This is a genomic window from Streptomyces sp. NBC_00483, from assembly GCF_036013745.1.
Classification (GTDB): domain Bacteria; phylum Actinomycetota; class Actinomycetes; order Streptomycetales; family Streptomycetaceae; genus Streptomyces.
Map to the genome: position 1 here is coordinate 3194095 of NZ_CP107880.1, position 17207 is coordinate 3211301.

The 17207-nt window shown below is 67.8% G+C and carries 16 protein-coding genes, 1 pseudogene and 1 riboswitch; of the genes and pseudogenes, 6 read left to right on the forward strand and 11 right to left on the reverse strand.

Going from position 1 to position 17207, the window contains the following annotated elements; genetic code table 11:
• Positions 1 to 4: 4 nt before the first annotated feature.
• The 3 genes and pseudogenes from OHA73_RS14110 to OHA73_RS45755 form a co-directional block, all read left to right on the forward strand.
• On the forward strand, positions 5 to 748 hold the full coding sequence (locus OHA73_RS14110; protein WP_266720472.1) for a rhomboid family intramembrane serine protease: 744 nt from the start codon (positions 5 to 7) through the stop codon (positions 746 to 748).
• The gene (locus tag OHA73_RS14115; protein WP_266720470.1) at positions 745 to 1026 is read left to right on the forward strand and encodes an Lrp/AsnC family transcriptional regulator; all 282 of its coding nucleotides are present in this window, start codon (positions 745 to 747) and stop codon (positions 1024 to 1026) included. The genes OHA73_RS14110 and OHA73_RS14115 overlap by 4 nt, the downstream gene beginning before the upstream one ends.
• Positions 990 to 1343, forward strand: a pseudogene (locus tag OHA73_RS45755) (glycerate kinase); the annotation flags it as partial. The gene OHA73_RS14115 and the pseudogene OHA73_RS45755, both read left to right, overlap by 37 nt.
• On the opposite strand, the gene OHA73_RS14125 reads toward OHA73_RS45755, so the two are convergent.
• The 6 genes from OHA73_RS14125 to ctaE all read right to left on the reverse strand — a co-directional run bounded on the left by OHA73_RS14125 (position 1295) and on the right by ctaE (position 8479).
• A complete protein-coding gene (locus OHA73_RS14125) occupies positions 1295 to 2668 on the reverse strand; it encodes an aminotransferase class V-fold PLP-dependent enzyme (protein ID WP_267070716.1) in 1374 nt (457 codons plus the stop codon). The pseudogene OHA73_RS45755 and the gene OHA73_RS14125 overlap by 49 nt on opposite strands.
• 191 nt (positions 2669 to 2859) lie before the next feature.
• A riboswitch (SAM riboswitch) is annotated at positions 2860 to 2993 on the reverse strand.
• 87 nt (positions 2994 to 3080) lie between these two features.
• On the reverse strand, positions 3081 to 4145 hold the full coding sequence (gene trpD, locus OHA73_RS14130) for an anthranilate phosphoribosyltransferase (RefSeq protein ID WP_266720466.1): 1065 nt from the start codon (positions 4143 to 4145) through the stop codon (positions 3081 to 3083).
• 133 nt (positions 4146 to 4278) lie between these two features.
• Positions 4279 to 5919, reverse strand: a complete 1641-nt coding sequence (qcrB, locus tag OHA73_RS14135; protein ID WP_267070714.1) for a cytochrome bc1 complex cytochrome b subunit — start codon at positions 5917 to 5919, stop codon at positions 4279 to 4281.
• The gene (qcrA, locus tag OHA73_RS14140; protein WP_327655203.1) at positions 5916 to 6971 is read right to left on the reverse strand and encodes a cytochrome bc1 complex Rieske iron-sulfur subunit; all 1056 of its coding nucleotides are present in this window, start codon (positions 6969 to 6971) and stop codon (positions 5916 to 5918) included. The genes qcrB and qcrA overlap by 4 nt, the downstream gene beginning before the upstream one ends.
• The gene (gene qcrC / locus OHA73_RS14145) at positions 6968 to 7777 is read right to left on the reverse strand and encodes a cytochrome bc1 complex diheme cytochrome c subunit (RefSeq protein ID WP_266720460.1); all 810 of its coding nucleotides are present in this window, start codon (positions 7775 to 7777) and stop codon (positions 6968 to 6970) included. Before qcrC ends, qcrA begins: the two co-directional genes overlap by 4 nt.
• An 81-nt stretch (positions 7778 to 7858) precedes the next feature.
• Positions 7859 to 8479, reverse strand: coding sequence for an aa3-type cytochrome oxidase subunit III (ctaE, locus tag OHA73_RS14150; RefSeq protein ID WP_266720458.1), 621 nt, complete (start codon positions 8477 to 8479; stop codon positions 7859 to 7861).
• A gap of 183 nt (positions 8480 to 8662) precedes the next feature.
• Here ctaE and OHA73_RS14155 point away from each other — a divergent pair, with 183 nt between their 5' ends.
• Positions 8663 to 9064, forward strand: coding sequence for a hypothetical protein (locus OHA73_RS14155; protein WP_266720456.1), 402 nt, complete (start codon positions 8663 to 8665; stop codon positions 9062 to 9064).
• 105 nt (positions 9065 to 9169) lie between these two features.
• Here the strand turns inward: OHA73_RS14155 and OHA73_RS14160 are convergent, their stop codons facing one another.
• From OHA73_RS14160 to ctaC, 4 genes are all read right to left on the reverse strand, one after another.
• Positions 9170 to 10426 carry a L,D-transpeptidase gene (locus OHA73_RS14160; protein ID WP_267070713.1) on the reverse strand — a complete coding sequence of 419 codons (1257 nt, stop codon included), beginning with the start codon at positions 10424 to 10426 and terminating at the stop codon, positions 9170 to 9172.
• Between the two features lie 144 nt (positions 10427 to 10570).
• The gene (locus OHA73_RS14165) at positions 10571 to 10969 is read right to left on the reverse strand and encodes a cytochrome c oxidase subunit 4 (protein ID WP_266720452.1); all 399 of its coding nucleotides are present in this window, start codon (positions 10967 to 10969) and stop codon (positions 10571 to 10573) included.
• On the reverse strand, positions 10966 to 12696 hold the full coding sequence (ctaD, locus tag OHA73_RS14170) for an aa3-type cytochrome oxidase subunit I (protein WP_266720450.1): 1731 nt from the start codon (positions 12694 to 12696) through the stop codon (positions 10966 to 10968). The genes OHA73_RS14165 and ctaD overlap by 4 nt, the downstream gene beginning before the upstream one ends.
• Positions 12693 to 13652 (reverse strand): aa3-type cytochrome oxidase subunit II, encoded by a 960-nt coding sequence (ctaC, locus tag OHA73_RS14175; protein WP_266720448.1) that lies wholly within the window; start codon positions 13650 to 13652, stop codon positions 12693 to 12695. The genes ctaD and ctaC overlap by 4 nt, the downstream gene beginning before the upstream one ends.
• A gap of 729 nt (positions 13653 to 14381) precedes the next feature.
• Between ctaC and OHA73_RS14180 the strand changes: the two genes are divergently transcribed.
• The gene (locus tag OHA73_RS14180; RefSeq protein ID WP_327655204.1) at positions 14382 to 15761 is read left to right on the forward strand and encodes a cysteine desulfurase/sulfurtransferase TusA family protein; all 1380 of its coding nucleotides are present in this window, start codon (positions 14382 to 14384) and stop codon (positions 15759 to 15761) included.
• A 123-nt stretch (positions 15762 to 15884) separates the two neighbouring features.
• Here OHA73_RS14180 and OHA73_RS14185 read toward each other — a convergent pair whose 3' ends face one another.
• Complete coding sequence (locus tag OHA73_RS14185; RefSeq protein WP_267070711.1) at positions 15885 to 16859, reverse strand: carbohydrate kinase family protein; 975 nt, start codon at positions 16857 to 16859, stop codon at positions 15885 to 15887.
• Positions 16860 to 16994: 135 nt separating this feature from the next.
• Here OHA73_RS14185 and OHA73_RS14190 point away from each other — a divergent pair, with 135 nt between their 5' ends.
• Entirely contained in the window at positions 16995 to 17204 is a 210-nt protein-coding gene (locus OHA73_RS14190) for a hypothetical protein (protein WP_266720442.1), read from the forward strand.
• The last annotated feature ends 3 nt before the right edge of the window (positions 17205 to 17207 follow it).

The window sequence follows — 17207 nt, forward strand, 5'->3', positions numbered from 1 at the left end:
GTCCATGATCGGCAATGGGCGCTCCGCGATCGACAGGCTGACCGCATTCCTCAGAGGTCACCCGGCTCCGGTCACGTACAGCATCATCGCGGTCTGCTGCGTGGTCTTCGTACTGTCCCCGGCCTCGGGTCTCAACCCCGGATACGGCACCGGGGACCAGCTGCTCGCCGCGCAGAGCGCCTACTTCGAGCGCTGGGGAGTGGTCCCCGACGAATTGTTCGACGGTTCACCAGCGGCCCTGCTCACCCCTCTCACGGCCTTGTTCGTGCACGGCAGTTGGCTGCACCTGCTGGGCAACATGCTCTTCCTCTACGTCTTCGGGGCAATGGTCGAGGAACACATGGGCCGCCTCTCGTACGCCCTGTTCTATGGGGTCAGCGGCTATGTGGCGCTGCTCGGGTACACGCTCGCGCACACCGATTCCGACCAGAGCCTGGTCGGCGCGTCGGGGGCGATCTCGGCGGTCCTCGGCGCGTTCCTCTTCTTGTTCCCCGAAGCCCGCGTGACGAGCCTGTTCCCCTTCCTCCTGTTTCTGCCGCTGCGGTTTCCGGCGTGGGTGGTGCTGCCGTTCTGGGTGTCGCTGCAGTGGGTGGCGGCGGGGCAGGACAGCCAGGGGCCGGGGGTGGCGTATCTGGCGCACCTCGTGGGGTTCTCCGTCGGGTTCCTCTACGCGTGGGTGAGGTACAGGGGGCGGGCTAGAGTTGAGGCGACCCATGCCACGGCCACCGAGGGAGACAGCCAGCCGTGATCACCGCGATCGTGCTCATCAAGACCAGCGTGGACCGGATCCCCGAGATCGCCGAGTCGATCGCGGCTCTGGACAACGTGAGCGAGGTCTTCTCCGTCACCGGCACCTACGACCTGATCGCCATGGTCCGGGTCGCCCGCCACGACGATCTGGCGGACGTCATCCCCGGGAAGATCAGCAAGATCCAGGGCGTCGAGGGCACGGACACGCACGTCGCGTTCCGTACGTACTCGCAGCACGACCTGGAGGCGGCGTTCGCGATCGGCCTCGACGCGTAGCGCCTCCGCGCGAAAAGCCCCGTATGAAGGAGACCGAGATCCGGGTGGCGTGCAATCCGTTCAACGTCCTGTGCGGGGAGCGCGGCGTCACCCGCGTCTTCGGCCCACAGAAGGGCGCGACGCCCACGCAGGTCGAACAGCCGGCGGCCGGCCTGGGCCGCGGCGGCGAGTTCCTCACGGACGCCACCGAGCGGGCCCTACGGATGATCGTCCTCGGCAGCCGACTCCGTACGGCCCCTCAGCCGGATCGGGCGACCCCCAATCCGGATCAGGCGCTCGCCGTGTCCGGCACGCAACGCCCGTCCTCGGTGCGGTAGTTCCACCGCGCGCCGTCCTGGACGAGCTCCTTCACGGCGGCCACGAAACGCTCCACGTGCTCGTCCGGCGTGCCGGCGCCGAAGCTGACGCGGATGGCGTTGAGCGACTTCTCGCCCGGCGCGGCCTCCGGGGCGCCGCACTCGCCCTGCTGCTGCGGGTCGGAGCCGAGCAGCGTGCGCACCAGCGGGTGGGCGCAGAACAGGCCGTCACGGACCCCGATCCCGTACTCGGCGGAGAGCGCGGCGGCAAAGTGCGAGGAGTTCCAGCCGTCGACGACGAAGGACAGCACGCCCACGCGCGGCGCATCGTCCCCGAACAGGGACAGCACCTTCACCTCGGGCACCTCGGCGAGGCCCTCCTGGACCTTGCGGATCAGGTATTGCTCGCGGGCGACGAGGTTGTCGAACCCGGCCTCGGTGAGCGCCTTGCAGGCGGAGGCGATGGAGTACACACCGATGACGTTCGGCGAACCGGCCTCGTGGCGGGCGGCGGTGGCGTGCCACTCGACGTCCACGCCACCGTCCGTGCGGCGCGCGACCTTCTTGGACGCGCCACCACCGGCGAGGTACGGCTCGGCCTCCGTCAGCCAGTCGGAGCGGCCGGCGAGCACACCCGAGCCGAACGGGGCGTACAGCTTGTGCCCGGAGAAGGCGACCCAGTCGACGTCCAGGTCCTGGACGGAGACCGGGTGGTGGGGCGCGAGCTGCGCGGCGTCGAGCACGATGCGGGCACCGTGCGCGTGAGCGGCCGCCGCGAGCTCGCGCACCGGCCAGAGCTCACCGGTGACGTTGGAGGCACCGGTGACGCAGACGAGGGCCGGACCGTAGGGGTCGCGGTCGGCGAGGGCGCGCTCCAGGGTGGCGACGGCCTCGCCGGGGGTGCGCGGCGCGTTCAGGTACGTCACGCGGGCGTCGCGCCACGGCAGCAGCGACGCGTGGTGCTCGGTCTCGAAGACGAACACCTCGCAGCCGGCGGGCAGCGCGGCGGCGAGCAGGTTGAGCGAGTCGGTGGTGGACCGGGTGAAGACGACCTGGTCGTCCTCGCGGCAGCCGAGGAACTCGGCGACGGCGACCCGGGAGTTCTCGAACAGGTCCGTCGACAGCTGCGACAGGTACCCGGCGCCGCGGTGCACGCTCCCGTAGTACGGCGCGTAGGCGGCGACGTCGTCCCAGACCCGCTGGAGGGCGGGCGCGCTGGCGGCGTAGTCGAGGGCGGCGTACGTGACCTCGCCGCCGTGGACGAGCGGCACGGTGACGTCCCGGCCGAGGACCTGAAGCGGGGCGATGGTCTGAGTACAGGCGGCGGCGTCGACGGAAACAGACATGAGTGAACTCCCTGGCGCGATAAGCGAATTGACCATGCCGGAACCAGAACCACGTGGCTCGACAGCATGGAAAGAAAGATGAAACGGGTACGCGGAGGCGGGGCCGAAACGCCCTATCGCATTCGCTTGCTCACGAGACTGCTCCCTTGAGGACCAGGACCCCAGGGCTGCGACATTCACCGATGTCGAGGGGCCCGCGCTTGCCGCACGCCTTGCTGCGCACGGCCTGGTCTTCACCCAGGGCACCCCGCCACGGACGGAGGGTTGCCGGACAGCGGGCTGGGGCCTTCTACAGTGAAATATCACCGCGCTGTCACTCATGACCTTGAAAAGCATCCTGCCACACGTCTCGGATACGGCAAGGGCGCAGTCCAAAATCCGGACTGCGCCCTGCGTCACATCTGACGCGTGCTCAGCGGTTGCTGGCCGCCACCCACCGCTCCAGGGCGGCCTTCGCCGCGCCGGAGTCGATCGACTCGGCCGCCCGGTCCATGCCGGCCCGGATCTGCTCCACGAGCGTGCCCTCGCCGGGCCGCACGGCCACCAGGGCCGCCGCCGAGTTCAGCAGCACCGCGTCGCGCACCGGCCCCTGCTCGCCGTCGAGGAGGCGCAGGGCGACCTCCGCGTTGTACGAGGGGTCGCCGCCGCGCAGCGCCTCGATGGGCACGATGTCGATGCCGACGTCGCGCGGGTCGAAGGACTCCTCGCGCACGGCGCCGTCGCGCACCACCCACACGCGCGACGTTCCCGTGGTGGTCAGCTCGTCGAGCCCGTCGTCACCGCGGAACACCAGGGAGGAGTTGCCGCGCTCGGCGAAGACCCCGGCCACGATCGGCGCCATCCGGGCATCGGCCACGCCGACGGCCTGCGCCTTCACCTTGGCCGGGTTGGTCAGCGGGCCCAGCAGGTTGAAAACCGTGCGGATGCCGAGCTGGCCGCGCGCGGCGCCCGCGTAGCGCAGCGCGGGGTGGAACTTTATGGCGAAGCAGAACGTGATGCCGGCTTCCTCGGCGACCTCGGGCACCCGCTTCGGCGACAGGTCGAGATTGACGCCGAGCTTCTCCAGTACGTCGGAGGAGCCCGAGGCGGAGGAGGCGGCACGGTTGCCGTGCTTGACGACCTTGGCGCCGGTGCCCGCGATGACGATCGCCGACATCGTGGAGATGTTGACGGTCTTGGCGCCGTCGCCGCCGGTGCCGACGATGTCGACGGTCTCGCCGGGCACCTCGATCACGTTGGCGTGCTCGTACATGCCGCGTACGAGACCGGTGATCTCCTGCACGGTCTCGCCCTTGGCGCGCAGCGCCACCGCGAACCCGGCGATCTGGGCGTCGGTCGCCTCGCCCCGCATGATCCGGTCCATCGCCCACGCGGTGTCGTCGGCGCTCTGGTCACGGCCTTCGAGCAGGCCGTTCAGGACGGCGGGCCAGGAACGGCCCGCCGCGGTGTTGCCTCCAGCGGGGTTCAAAGCGCTCATGGCCGCTCCTGTGTGCATCTGTGGGTCGAGGGTGGTGCCGACCCCACCCTATCCAGGTCCCGGGACCGCAAAGAGCCCCCGTCCAGGCACTGGACGAGGGCTCCCGCGGTGGCTTACAGCGACGATTCAGAGATCAGTGGTGGCCGTGGCCGCTGGTGATCTCCTTGTACTCCTCGGCGGTCGGCTTCGGGATCTGGTTGTTCTCCCCGTAGTAACCGCGCGAGAGCTTGCCACGCAGCTTCTGCAGCCGCGTGACCTTGCGCTCGACACCGTTCTCGTCGACCGCCGGGCCGAGCTCGACCGGCGCGTACTGCTCGTGCGCCGTGAGCGTGTGCAGGGCCTCCTGGTCGAGCGGCTCGTGCACCTCGACGAACTCACCGTGCGGCAGGCGCTTGATGATGCCGGACTCGCGTCCGTGCAGCACCTTGTCCTTGTCGCGGCGCTGGAGGCCGAGGCAGATCCGCTTGGTGACGATGAAGGCGATGACCGGTCCGACGAAGAACGCGATCCGGACGAACCAGGTGATCGCATTGATCGACAGGTGGAAGTGCGTGGCCCAGAGGTCGTTACCACCACCGATGAGCAGCACCATGTACCAGGTGATCCACGCGACACCGAAGGCCGTACGCGTCGGAGCGTTGCGCGGGCGGTCCAGGATGTGGTGCTCGCGCTTGTCGCCGGTGACCCAGGACTCGATGAACGGGTAGACCGCGATCGCGACCAGGACCAGCGGGAAGACCACGACCAGCGGGATGGCCACGCCCAGGACGAGCGTATGACCCCAGAAGTCGATCTCCCAGCCCGGCATCACTCGAATCAGGCCTTCGGAGAAGCCCATGTACCAGTCGGGCTGTGCACCGGTGGACACCTGGTCGGGCCGGTACGGTCCGATGGCCCAGATCGGGTTGATCGTGGCGATCGCGGCGATCACCGCGATGACGCCGAAGACCAGGAAGAAGAAGCCACCCGCCTTGGCCATGTAGACCGGCAGCAGCGGCATGCCCACGACGTTCTTGTTGGTCTTTCCGGCACCCGCGAACTGCGTGTGCTTGTGGTAGAAGACCAGGATCAGGTGGGCCGCCATCAGGCCGAGCATGATGCCCGGCAACAGCAGGATGTGGATCGAGTAGAACCGCGCGACGAAGTCGCCGCCGGGGAACTCTCCGCCGAACAGGAAGAACGACATGTACGTACCGACGATCGGCACGGACAGGATCGCGCCCTCCATGAAGCGGACACCGGTGCCGGAGAGCAGGTCGTCCGGGAGCGAGTAACCGGTGAAACCGGTGAACATGCCCAGGACGAACAGCAGGAAGCCGAAGACCCAGTTGACCTCACGCGGCTTGCGGAACGCACCCGTGAAGAACACGCGCATCATGTGCACGAACATGCCCGCGAGGAAGATCAGCGCGGCCCAGTGGTGGATCTGCCGGATCAGCAGGCCACCGCGCACATCGAAGGAGATGTGCATGGTCGAGTTGAAGGCCTCCGACATCAGCTGCCCCTGGAGCGGGACGTAGCTGCCGTCGTAGGTGACCTCGTTCATCGACGGGTGGAAGAACAGCGTCAGATACACACCCGTGAGGATGATGATGATGAAGCTGTACATGCAGATCTCGCCGAGCATGAAGGACCAGTGGTCCGGAAAGATCTTGCGCATGTTGGACTTGGCCAGGGAGTAGATCCCCAGACGTCCGTCGGCCCAGTCGGCTACGCGCTCGCCGGCCGGAGCCTTCTCGCGCGCAGGCGCGTCGTTCGTGGTCGTAGTACTCATCCGCGCTCCCAGAAGGCAGGACCGACGGGCTCAGCGAATTCGCTCAGCGCCTCGAGGTGACCCTCTTCGTTGACGCCGATGCGCAGCTGCGGCAGCGCGTGACCGGCAGGACCGAAGATCACCCGGGCGCCGTCGGAGAGGTCGAAGGTGGACTGGTGGCACGGGCACAGCGCGTGGTGCGTCTGCTGCTCGTACAGCGAGATCGGGCAACCGACGTGGGTGCAGATCTTCGAGTAGGCCACGATGCCCTCGTGGGACCACTCGAGTTCCTGCTTGTCCTTGATGTTCTCCGGCTGGATGCGGACGAGCATCAGGGCGTCCTTGGCGATCTTCTTCTGGAATTCCTCGTCGTGCTCCTCCAGGCCCTCGGGCTTGGCGAAGGTGAGCGAGCCGACCGCGATGTCCGAAGGACGCAGCGGCTCGTTCGTGTTCATGTTGACGAGGGTCAGGCCCTTCTTCCACGACGTGGTGCGCAGCTTCTTCTCGGGCAGCGGCCCGAGGTCACGAAGCAGGACCACACCGGAAAGGGGCACCAGCGCGAGCGCGCCGAACAGGGTGTTGCGGATCAGCTTGCGCCGGCCGAACTGCGACTCGCGGGCGCCGTCGGCGAAGTCCTGCAGGACCTTCGCCTTGACCTCGGGCTCCGCCTCGATCGGGTGCCGCTCCTGGATGACCTCTTCGTCGGACATCAGGGTGCGGGCCCAGTGGACCGCGCCCGCGCCGATGCAGAACAGGGCCACGCCCAGGGTCAGGCCGAGCGCGAAGTTGAGCGCGCTGATGTGCCCGATCGGGAAGACGTAGATGCTCGTGTCGACGTCGATGGTGACGTACGAGGCGATGAAGCCGACCGTGGCCAGCATCGACACCATGAACAGGAAGGCAACGACGCGCTCGGACCGCTTGGCGGCCCGCTCGTCGAGGTCCTGGATCCGGTGCTCGTGGGGCGGCAGACCCGGGTCGGTGAAGGGCTCGTCCTTCACCGCGACCGAGCCGTGCTCCTCGGCGTCCTGCTCAGTGGGCAGGTTCTCTTCTGGAATGTCTTGGCTACTCATGACTTCTTGGCCTTTGCGGTCCGAGCGGCAACCCAGATGGCGACGGCGATCAGACCGCCAAGACCGAAGATCCAGGCGAACAGGCCCTCACTGACCGGGCCGAGCCCGCCCAGCTTGAGTCCGCCAGGGCTCTCGGTCTTGTCACCGTTGACCGCGTCGAGGTACGCGATGATGTCCTTCTTGTTCTGCTTGGTCATCGTCGTGTCCGGGAACGACGGCATGTTCTGCGGGCCGGTCTGCATGGCCTCGTAGATGTGCTTCGGGGCGACACCCTCGAGGCTCGGTGCGAACTTGCCGTGTGTCAGCGCGCCACCCTCACCAGTGAAGTTGTGGCACTGCGCGCAGTTGGTGCGGAACAGCTCGCCACCCTTGGCGATGTCCGCGCCGTTGGCGCTGTAGTCCTTGGCGGTCGGCGTGACCGGACCGGCACCCAGCGACGCGATGTACGCCGCGAGCTGGTCGATCTCGGCCTGCGAGTAGATGACCTTCTTCTTCGGGACCTGCGCGCCCGGCTGCTGGGCCGGCATACGGCCGGTACCGACCTGGAAGTCGACGGCGGCGGAGCCGACACCCACGAGGCTCGGCCCGTCGGAGGTGCCCTGACCGCCGGTTCCGTGGCAGCTGGCGCAGCCTACGGAGAAGAGCTTCTTGCCCTCGTCGATGGCGAGGGACTGGGCGGTTTCATCGGCCTGCGCCTTGTCCGCGGGTGCGAACGCGGCGTACAGCCCCCCGGTGGCCGCCAGCGCGAGGAGTAGGACGACGACCGCCGCCAGCGGATGGCGTCGTCGTGCGGAGAGCTTTTTCACGGATTACCCCGGTGTCAGGATCTTCTGCGTCGGTGCTGCGGAAATGTGTCGGGTACTTCGCCCGATGCTGTGATCGTCGAACTACTTGATCAGGTAGATCGTGGCGAAGAGGCCGATCCAGACGACGTCCACGAAGTGCCAGTAATAGGACACGACGATGGCGGCTGTCGCCTGATGATGGGTGAACTTCCGGGCCGCGTACGTCCTGCCGAGGACGAACAGGAAGGCGATGAGGCCACCTGTCACGTGCATGCCGTGGAAGCCGGTGGTCAGGTAGAACACCGAGCCGTACGGGTCGGAGGAGAGCGAGAGCCCATCCTTCTTGACCAGCTCGGTGTACTCGTAGACCTGACCGCCGATGAAGATCGCACCCATGATGAAGGTGACGATGAACCACGAACGGAGCTTCTTCACGTCGCCGCGCTCAGCGGCGAACACGCCCATCTGGCACGTGAGTGAGGAGAGCACCAGGATCGTGGTGTTCGTCGCGGAGAACGGAAGATTCAGCGCATGCGCCATTTCCTTCCAGTGATCCGGCCCGGTCACCGATCGCAGGGTGAAGTACATCGCGAAGAGGGCCGCGAAGAACATCAGCTCGGAACTCAGCCAGATGATGGTTCCGACGCTGGTGAGGTTCGGTCGATTGACCGACGGGTGCGCGTGCCCGGTTTCTACTGTCGTTGCTGTCGCCACGACCGACATTATGTCGGTCGCTTATCTCGCCCTCACTCCGGGGGGTGCCGTTCGGAGTGTCTGGGTGGTGTGTCCAGCCCAAATGGCCCATCGGAGCCGCGTGCGAACCGGTGTTGACGGGGTGTCGGGAGGAGTAGGCTCCGCGCAGTTACGTTCTTGGGCTCCACCGACCGACAACGCCTCGGAGGAACGATGCAGTCGACCGCGACGGTTCTGGTCTACAGCGACGACGCCAACACGCGCGAGCAGGTGCGCCTCGCGACAGGCCGACGGCCCGCGTCCGACACCCCCGAGGTGCAGTTCATCGAATGCGCGACGCTTCCGGCCGTCATGAAGGAGCTGGACCGCGGCGGGATCGACGTCTGTGTGCTCGACGGCGAGGCCGCTCCCGCGGGCGGCATGGGCGTGTGCCGGCAGATCAAGGACGAGATCTTCCACTGCCCGCCGGTGCTGCTCCTGATCGGCCGCCCGCAGGACGCGTGGCTGGCGACGTGGAGCCGCGCGGAGGCGGCTGTGACGCTCCCTGTGGAGCCCGTGGAGTTCGCCGAGGCGCTGGCCTCCCTGCTGCGCTCCCGGCTCGCTGTCGGCGCCTGAGGCGCCCGCACGGGCCGGCTGCCGTCGGCTCCCGCACGCGCCGACTCCCGTACACCGATGGCGTACGGGAGTCGGAAGTCACACCGCTGATCCTGCCGGGCGGCCTCAGACCTGAGGGCTGAGCCGTGCCTGGAGGGCCGGGTCGGGCTTGTCGGCCTTCTTCGTGAGGGCGCTGCCCGCCTTCCACTTCTTCCAGCTGACGTTCCAGTCGCCGAACCCGTTCCCGAACGGGTCCATTTCCGAGCCGTAGCTGTTGACGACCTTCACGATGTCGCCCTGGCGCACGGTGTCGAAGAACCAGGCGGCGTTGTTGGTGCTCATGCCGGTGCAGCCGTGGCTGACGTTCGCTGAGCCCTGCGCGCCGACCGACCAGGGCGCGGCGTGCACGTACTCGCCGCTCCAGGTGACGCGGGTCGCGTAGTACACGGGCAGGTCGTACGAGTCCGAGGAGCCCTCGGAGATGCCGATCGTCTCGCCCCGCATCCGTACGTAGTACTCCTTGCCGAGCACCACCTTGACGCCGTTTCGGGTCTCGTAGCCGGCCTTGCCGGTGGTGACCGGGATGGAGTTGATCTCCTTGCCGTTGCGGTAGACCGTCATGGAGTGCGAGCCGGCGTCGGTGACGGCCACGATGCGGTCGCCCGTGCTGATGGTCAGCGGCTTGGAGCTGCCGCCCCAAAGACCGTCCCGGATCTTCACGCCCTCCAGCCTGCTGGAGGCGGTGATTTTCGCCTGTGTGGGCCAGTACCCCTTGGGGCGGTAGTGCAGTTCGGTGCTGTCCACCCAGTACCAGGAGCCGTCCACGGCGGGCTTGGAGTCGACCTGCAGGGAGCGCTCCACCAGCGCGCGGGACTTCTCGTCCCGGACGGGCTTGTTGAGTTCGGCGGTGATCGGCTGTCCGACGCCGTATGTGCCCTTCTGCGGGCCGAACGTGACCTTGAGGGCCTTCTCCTTGCCCGGGTGGCCGGTGTCGAAGCCCAGGACCTTGCGGCCGGGTCCGCCGTCCTCGTCCTCGGTGCTCACCCGGACCGTGTAGCGAGTGTCCGCGGTCAGCGGGGCGGTGGTGTGCCATCTCGTGCCGTCGACGGAGAGTTCGCCCGCGACATAGCGGCCCATGGCGTCCTGGGCGGTGACGTCGGTGATGCGGGACTCGTCGCCCTGGGCGGTGACCTCCAGCGGCTTGTCCGGGTCCGCCTTCTTGGCGCTGCCCGCGGGACCGCTGAAGGAGATCTGGCTCGCCGCGTCGTACGGCTTGGCGGAGAGCGGGTGGGAGGAGTTGCCGCATGCCGCTGTGCTCGCACCGAGTGCGGCCACCAGCACGGTGCAGCCCAGAACCGTACGGATACGCGGTGAGTGGTTCATGACCTCACCGTAAGAAGGAACTCCCGGTCCAGCGCGGCGAGTGAGCCGCACGGGGCAACAGACAACACACCGACGGGCCCGGACACTCCATCAGGAGTGTCCGGGCCCGTCGGTTACGGAAGTTCAGTACCGGTCAGCCGCAGCTCACTGGTTCTGGTTCTCGCCGCGGTAGTACTCGAAGACCCAGCCCCACAGGCCGAACATGATGATCGGGGCCGAGAAGTACAGCAGCCACCAGCCGATGGCCACGGCCAGGAACGCGAGCGCGCCACCGACCCCGAGCGCGAGCGGCTGCCAGGAGTGCGGGCTGAAGAAGCCCACCTCGCCGGCGTCGTCCGCGACGTCGGCCTCCTTGTTGTCCTGGGCACCGGTGTCGACACGCCGGGCCGTGAAGGCCAGGTAGTAGCCGACCATGATGCACAGGCCGAACGCCAGGAAGAGCGCCGTCGTACCGGCCGGCTCCTTCGACCACACGCCGTAGACACCGGCCATGATCAGGACGAAGAGGCTCAGCCAGATGAACATCTTGCCTTGGACCTTCACTTGCCGGCCTCCTTAGCAAGGGCCTTGTCGCCGTGACCGGCGTTCTCAAGCTGGTCCAGGGCGGCGATCTCCGGGTGGTGCAGATCGAACGCCGGGGATTCCGAACGGATGCGCGGCAGCGTGAGGAAGTTGTGCCGCGGCGGCGGGCAGGACGTCGCCCACTCCAGCGAACGGCCGTAACCCCACGGGTCGTCGACCTCGACCTTCTTGCCGTACTTGGCGGTCTTCCAGACGTTGTAGAGGAACGGCAGGATCGACAGGCCGAGCAGGAACGAGGAGATCGTCGAGATCGTGTTCAGCGCGGTGAAGCCGTCGGCCGCGAGGTAGTCCGCGTAACGACGCGGCATGCCCTCGACGCCCAGCCAGTGCTGCACCAGGAACGTGCCGTGGAAGCCGATGAACAGCGTCCAGAAGGTGATCTTGCCGAGACGCTCGTCGAGCATCTTGCCGGTCATCTTCGGCCACCAGAAGTGGAAGCCGGCGAACATCGCGAACACGACGGTGCCGAACACCACGTAGTGGAAGTGCGCCACCACGAAGTACGAGTCCGAGACGTGGAAGTCCAGCGGCGGGGCCGCCAGGATGACGCCGGTCAGACCACCGAAGGTGAAGGTGATCAGGAAGCCGATCGTCCAGAGCATCGGTGTCTCGAAGGACAGCGAGCCCTTCCACATCGTTCCGATCCAGTTGAAGAACTTCACGCCTGTTGGGACGGCGATGAGGAACGTCATGAAGGAGAAGAATGGAAGCAACACACCGCCGGTGACGTACATGTGGTGCGCCCACACCGTCACGGAGAGGCCGGCGATCGCGATCGTCGCACCGATGAGGCCGGAGTAGCCGAACATCGGCTTGCGCGAGAAGACCGGGATCACTTCGGAAATAATTCCGAAGAATGGTAGGGCGATGATGTACACCTCTGGGTGTCCGAAGAACCAGAAGAGGTGTTGCCATAGCAATGCCCCGCCATTACTGGCGTCGAATACATGGGCACCGAACTTGCGGTCCGCCTCCAGGGCGAACAGCGCGGCGGCCAGCACCGGGAAGGCCAGCAGGACCAGCACACCGGTCAGCAGCACGTTCCACACGAAGATCGGCATGCGGAACATCGTCATGCCAGGAGCGCGCATGCAGATGATCGTGGTGATGAAGTTGACCGAGCCGAGGATCGTGCCGAAGCCGGAGAAGGCCAGACCCATGATCCACATGTCGGCGCCGATGCCCGGCGAACGGACCGCGTCCGACAGCGGGCTGTAGGCGAACCAGCCGAAGTCGGCGGCGCCCTGCGGGGTGATGAAGCCACCCACCGCGATCAGCGAGCCGAACAGGTACAGCCAGTAGGCGAACATGTTCAGCCGCGGGAACGCGACGTCGGGGGCGCCGATCTGGAGCGGCATGATCCAGTTCGCGAAGCCGGAGAACAGTGGCGTCGCGAACATCAGCAGCATGATCGTGCCGTGCATCGTGAACGCCTGGTTGAACTGCTCGTTCGACATGATCTGCGTGCCGGGACGAGCCAGTTCGGCGCGCATGAAGAGCGCCAGGACGCCGCCGATGCAGAAGAACGCGAACGACGTGACCAGATACAGCGTGCCGATGGTCTTGTGGTCAGTGGTGGTGAGCCACTTGATCACCGTCGCGCCGGGGCTCTTGGGCCGGGCCGGCAGCTCGTTCTCGTACGAGTCGCTTGCTGCCGCGGCACCCTGGGGTTCGTTGAGGATGCTCACAGGTTCTTCGTCTCCCGGTCCTTCTCGTGGTCCGTCTGGGCGATGCCAGCCGGGACGTAACCGGTCTGCCCCTTCTTGGCGAGGTCCTTGAGGTGCTGCTGGTAACGCTCAGGAGAGACGACCTTCACGTTGAACAGCATCCTGGAGTGGTCGACGCCGCAAAGCTCGGCGCACTTGCCCAGGAAGGTCCCCTCCTTGTTGGGGGTCACCTCGAAGGAGTTGGTGTGGCCCGGGATGACGTCCTGCTTCATGAGGAACGGCACCACCCAGAAGGAGTGGATGACGTCACGCGAAGTCAGAACGAAGCGGACCTTCTCGCCCTTGGGGAGCCAGAGGGTCGGGCCGGGGTTGTTGGTCTGCGGGTTCCGCTCGCCAGGAGTACCGACCTCGTAGACACCACCGGCGTTCGCCGGGAAGTCCTCCTTGAAGCGCTTCGGAATCGCCGAGAGCTCCTTGGAGGTCTTGGCGTCTCCGTCGACACCCGGCACGTTCTCGACGTAGTTGAAGCCCCAGCTCCACTGGTAGCCGACCACGTTGACGGTGTGCGCGGGCTTGTCGTCGAGCTTCAGAAGCTTCGACTCGTCGCGCGCGGTGAAGTAGAAGAGGACCGACACGATGATCAGCGGAACAACCGTGTACAGCGCCTCGAGCGGCATGTTGTACCGCGTCTGAGTTGGAACCTCGATCTTGGTGCGGCTGCGCCGGTGGAAGATGACACTCCACAGGATCAGCCCCCACACCAGCACGCCCGTGGCGAGCGCTGCCGCCCACGAGCCCTGCCAGAGGGAGAGGATCCTAGGGGCCTCCTCCGTCACCGGGGTGGGCATACCAAGACGAGGGAAGTCCTTGTATGTGCAACCGGTAGCGGTTACCAGGATCAGGCCCGCAGTCAGCACCTGCGGCAGCTTCCGCCGCATCGGGCGCCGCGACGAGCGGTCGGAGCCGTTGGGACTCACGTAGCGCCTTCCCGAGAGTCTCGCCCGCGCTCTTTGGTTGGCTACGGCCGCCATCTCGCTGGTCGCTCGCCGCCCTGGCACACGGGCAGGGGTTTGGATGTTTATGCGGACCAAACCCTACTGGACGCTATTTGGGGTTGCGCGGGGAGGGTGCCTAACGCGCCGCGGGTCACTCCGAAGGGTGGGATCGGGCCGCGTTTGAGGGTTTCTGACGGGGGGTCGGGGTGGGGGTGACCTTCGGAGGTGGGGCTTGGCTGCTCCGGTGGGTGGGGGTCAGTCGTGGCTGGGGTGCGCAGTTCCCCGCGCCCCTGGAGGGAGGTGGGGCTTGGCCGCTCCGGCCAGTGGCGGTCCGGCGTGGCTGGGGTGCGCAGTTCCCCGCGCCCCTGGAGGGAGGCGGGGCTGGCCGGTCCGGCGGGTGGCGGCCGATCGTGGTTGGCGTGCGCAGTTCCCCGCGCCCCTGGAGGGAGGCGGGGCTTGGCCGCTCCGGCCGGTGGCGGTCCGGCGTGGCTGGGGTGCGCAGTTCCCCGCGCCCCTGGAGGGAGGCGGGGGCTGGCCCCTCCGGCGGGTGGGGGTCAGGCGTGGTTGGCGTGCGCAGTTCCCCGCGCCCCTGGAGGGAGGCGGGGGCTGGCCGACCGGCCTGTCTAGGTGTGCCCCGCGGTGGAGCCGGTGGTGTCACGGGTCCGCGGCCCTGAGGGGCGACTTCGCCCCGGCGCCCCTTAGCGTTGCGGCGTGGCGTACTTCGATGTTGCTTCGGCTGCTCCTCTTCATTCCGTCGCGCGGCAGGCGTTGCAGGCCTCGCTTGATGAGGGGTGGGCCGATCCGTCCCGTTTGTACCGGGAAGGACGACGGGCGCGGCTGTTGCTTGACGCCGCGCGGGAGGCGGCCGCCGAGGCCGTGGGGTGTCAGGTTGACGAGCTCGTGTTCACGTCGTCGGGGACGCGAGCCGTGCACGACGGGATCGCGGGGGCGCTCGCCGGGCGGCGGCGCGCCGGGAAGCATCTGGTCGTGTCAGCTGTCGAACATTCGGCCGTGCTCCATTCGGCGGCAGCACACGAAAACCTCGGCGGGTCGGTGACTCAGGTCGGGGTGGGGCGCGAAGGGCGCGTCACCGTCGAGGCGTTCCGGGATGCGCTGCGCGAGGACACCGCGCTCGCCTGCCTGCAGTCCGCCAACCATGAGGTGGGGACCGAGCAGCCGGTCGCGGAGGTGGCCGAGGTGTGCCGGGCTGCTGGAGTTCCGTTGTTCGTGGATGCGGCGCAGTCCTTGGCCTGGGGGCCGGTGGCGGGTGAGTGGTCGGTGCTCGCCGGGAGTGCGCACAAGTGGGGCGGCCCGGCCGGGGTCGGTCTGCTCGTCGTACGGAAGGGGACGCGGTTCGCCCCTCAAGGGCCCGCCGACGAGCGGGAGTCGGGGCGCGCCGCCGGTTTCGAGAACATTCCGGGCATCGTGGCCGCGGCCGCGTCGCTCCGGGCCGTCCGGGCGGAGGCCGCCGAGGAGGCGGCGCGGCTCAGGGAGTTGACGGAGCGGATCCGGACCCGGGTGCCGGAGCTGCTGTCGGACGTGGAGGTCGTCGGGGATCCGGTGCGACGGCTGCCGCACCTGGTGACGTTCTCGTGTCTGTACGTCGACGGGGAGAGCCTGCTGCACGGGCTCGACCGTGCCGGTTTCTCCGTTTCGTCCGGGTCGTCCTGTACGAGCAGCACGCTGACGCCCAGCCATGTGCTGCGCGCGATGGGCGTGGTGAGCGAGGGGAACGTACGGGTGTCGCTGCCTCTGGGCACGGAGGCTGCCGAGGTCGAGCGGTTCCTCGACGTGCTGCCGGGTGTGGTGGGCGACGTACGGGAGAAGCTGGGCGCGCCGGTCGCCGGTGCGGAGGGCACGGCCGATGCGGTGACCGTCGACGCGCTGGGACTGACCTGCCCCCAGCCGGTCATCGAACTCGGCAGGGCGATCGGCGGGGTGCGGGTGGGCGGCACGGTGACCGTCCTCGCGGACGACGAGGTGGCCGCGATCGACATCCCGGCATGGTGCTACACCCAGGGCCACGAGTACGTACGAGCAGAACCCCGGACTGCTGGGGGCGCGACATACGTGGTGCGCAGGACCGTGTAGCCCAGGGGCGCGGGGCTGTGTCGATATGCGGCTCCGCCGCGTGGGCGCAAACCCGGCCACGAACAGACCGCAGCCGCGCTACTCGGCACGAGAGCAGCAACGGCCGCGGTCCCGACCGAGGCGTCAGCCCAGGTGAGCCTCGACCTCCCCCGCGGCCACGTCCCCGTACTGCTTACGGAACCGGTCCATGAACGGCGCCCGCCGCAACTCGTACTCCTGGGTGCCGAGCGTCTCGATGACCAGCGTCGCGAGCATGCATCCGACCTGCGCCGCACGCTCGTGCGAGACGCCCCAGGCGAGGCCGGACAGGAAGCCCGCGCGGAACGCGTCGCCGACGCCCGTCGGGTCGACCTTGGCCTCCTCCTGCGGGACGCCGACCTCGAGCGGGTCCTCGCCGGCCTTCTCGATGCGGACACCGCGCGCGCCGAGCGTGGTGACGCGGTGGCCGACCTTGCCGAGGATCTCGGCTTCGGTCCAGCCGGTCTTGGACTCGATGAGTCCCTTCTCGTACTCGTTGGAGAAGAGGTACGTCGCGCCGTCGAGGAGCGTCCGGATCTCCTCGCCCTCCATGCGCGCGATCTGCTGCGAGAAGTCGGCGGCGAACGGGATCGACCGGCTTCGGCACTCCTCCGTGTGTCGGAGCATCGCCTCCGGGTCGTCCGCGCCGATGAGGACCAGGTCGAGACCGTCGACGCGGTCCGCGACGGTCTTCAGCTCGATGAGCCTGGCCTCACTCATGGCCCCCGTGTAGAAGGAGCCGATCTGGTTGTGGTCCGCGTCCGTGGTGCACACGAAACGGGCCGTCTGCAGGGTCTCGGAGATCCGGACGGACTCCGTGTCCACGCCGTGGCGGTCCAGCCAGGCGCGGTACTCGTCGAAGTCCGAGCCGGCGGCGCCGACCAGGATCGGGTTCGTGCCGAGCTGCCCCATACCGAAGGCGATGTTGGGGCCGACGCCTCCACGTCGTACGTCGAGGGCGTCGACGAGGAAGGAGAGGGAGACCGTGTGCAGCTGGTCCGCGACGAGCTGGTCGGCGAAACGGCCGGGGAAGGTCATCAGGTGGTCAGTGGCGATGGAGCCGGTGACTGCGATTCGCACGGCGTGAGCACGCTTCCTGAATAAGGGGAGGAGTTGACGCTTCACGCTACCCGCTCGGGGTGCGCGGGCTGAAGTATGGAAAATGCCCGATAGCGGGTCTTTCTTCGGATGTCACCTCAGGGCTACCGTGCCGTCATGACCTACGACGCGTCAGGCATGGTCCAGGACGATCTCGCGGCACTGCGCGGTGACTGCGTCCGGATGCTCCCGCACTGGGTGACACCGCCGGCGCCATGGGAGGTCGAGCGGCCCGGCGCCGCGCCCGGCCCCTCCGGAATTCACGGGGTCGTCGTGCCCGAGTCGTCCGCGCGGCTGATCGACTCCATGGCCGGTTTCGGCGACTGACGG

Excerpts from the sequence above, each read along its gene's own strand:
- trpD (WP_266720466.1), bottom strand. The coding sequence starts at position 4,145 with ATGAGCGCTTTGAACCCCGCTGGAGGCAACACCGCGGCGGGCCGTTCC.
- OHA73_RS14125 (WP_267070716.1), bottom strand. The coding sequence starts at position 2,668 with ATGTCTGTTTCCGTCGACGCCGCCGCCTGTACTCAGACCATCGCCCCG.
- OHA73_RS14160 (WP_267070713.1), bottom strand. The coding sequence starts at position 10,426 with ATGAACCACTCACCGCGTATCCGTACGGTTCTGGGCTGCACCGTGCTG.
- OHA73_RS14155 (WP_266720456.1), top strand. The coding sequence starts at position 8,663 with ATGCAGTCGACCGCGACGGTTCTGGTCTACAGCGACGACGCCAACACG.
- ctaE (WP_266720458.1), bottom strand. The coding sequence starts at position 8,479 with ATGTCGGTCGTGGCGACAGCAACGACAGTAGAAACCGGGCACGCGCAC.
- OHA73_RS14110 (WP_266720472.1), top strand. The coding sequence starts at position 5 with ATGATCGGCAATGGGCGCTCCGCGATCGACAGGCTGACCGCATTCCTC.
- OHA73_RS14190 (WP_266720442.1), top strand. The coding sequence starts at position 16,995 with ATGACCTACGACGCGTCAGGCATGGTCCAGGACGATCTCGCGGCACTG.
- qcrA (WP_327655203.1), bottom strand. The coding sequence starts at position 6,971 with ATGAGTAGCCAAGACATTCCAGAAGAGAACCTGCCCACTGAGCAGGAC.
- qcrB (WP_267070714.1), bottom strand. The coding sequence starts at position 5,919 with ATGAGTACTACGACCACGAACGACGCGCCTGCGCGCGAGAAGGCTCCG.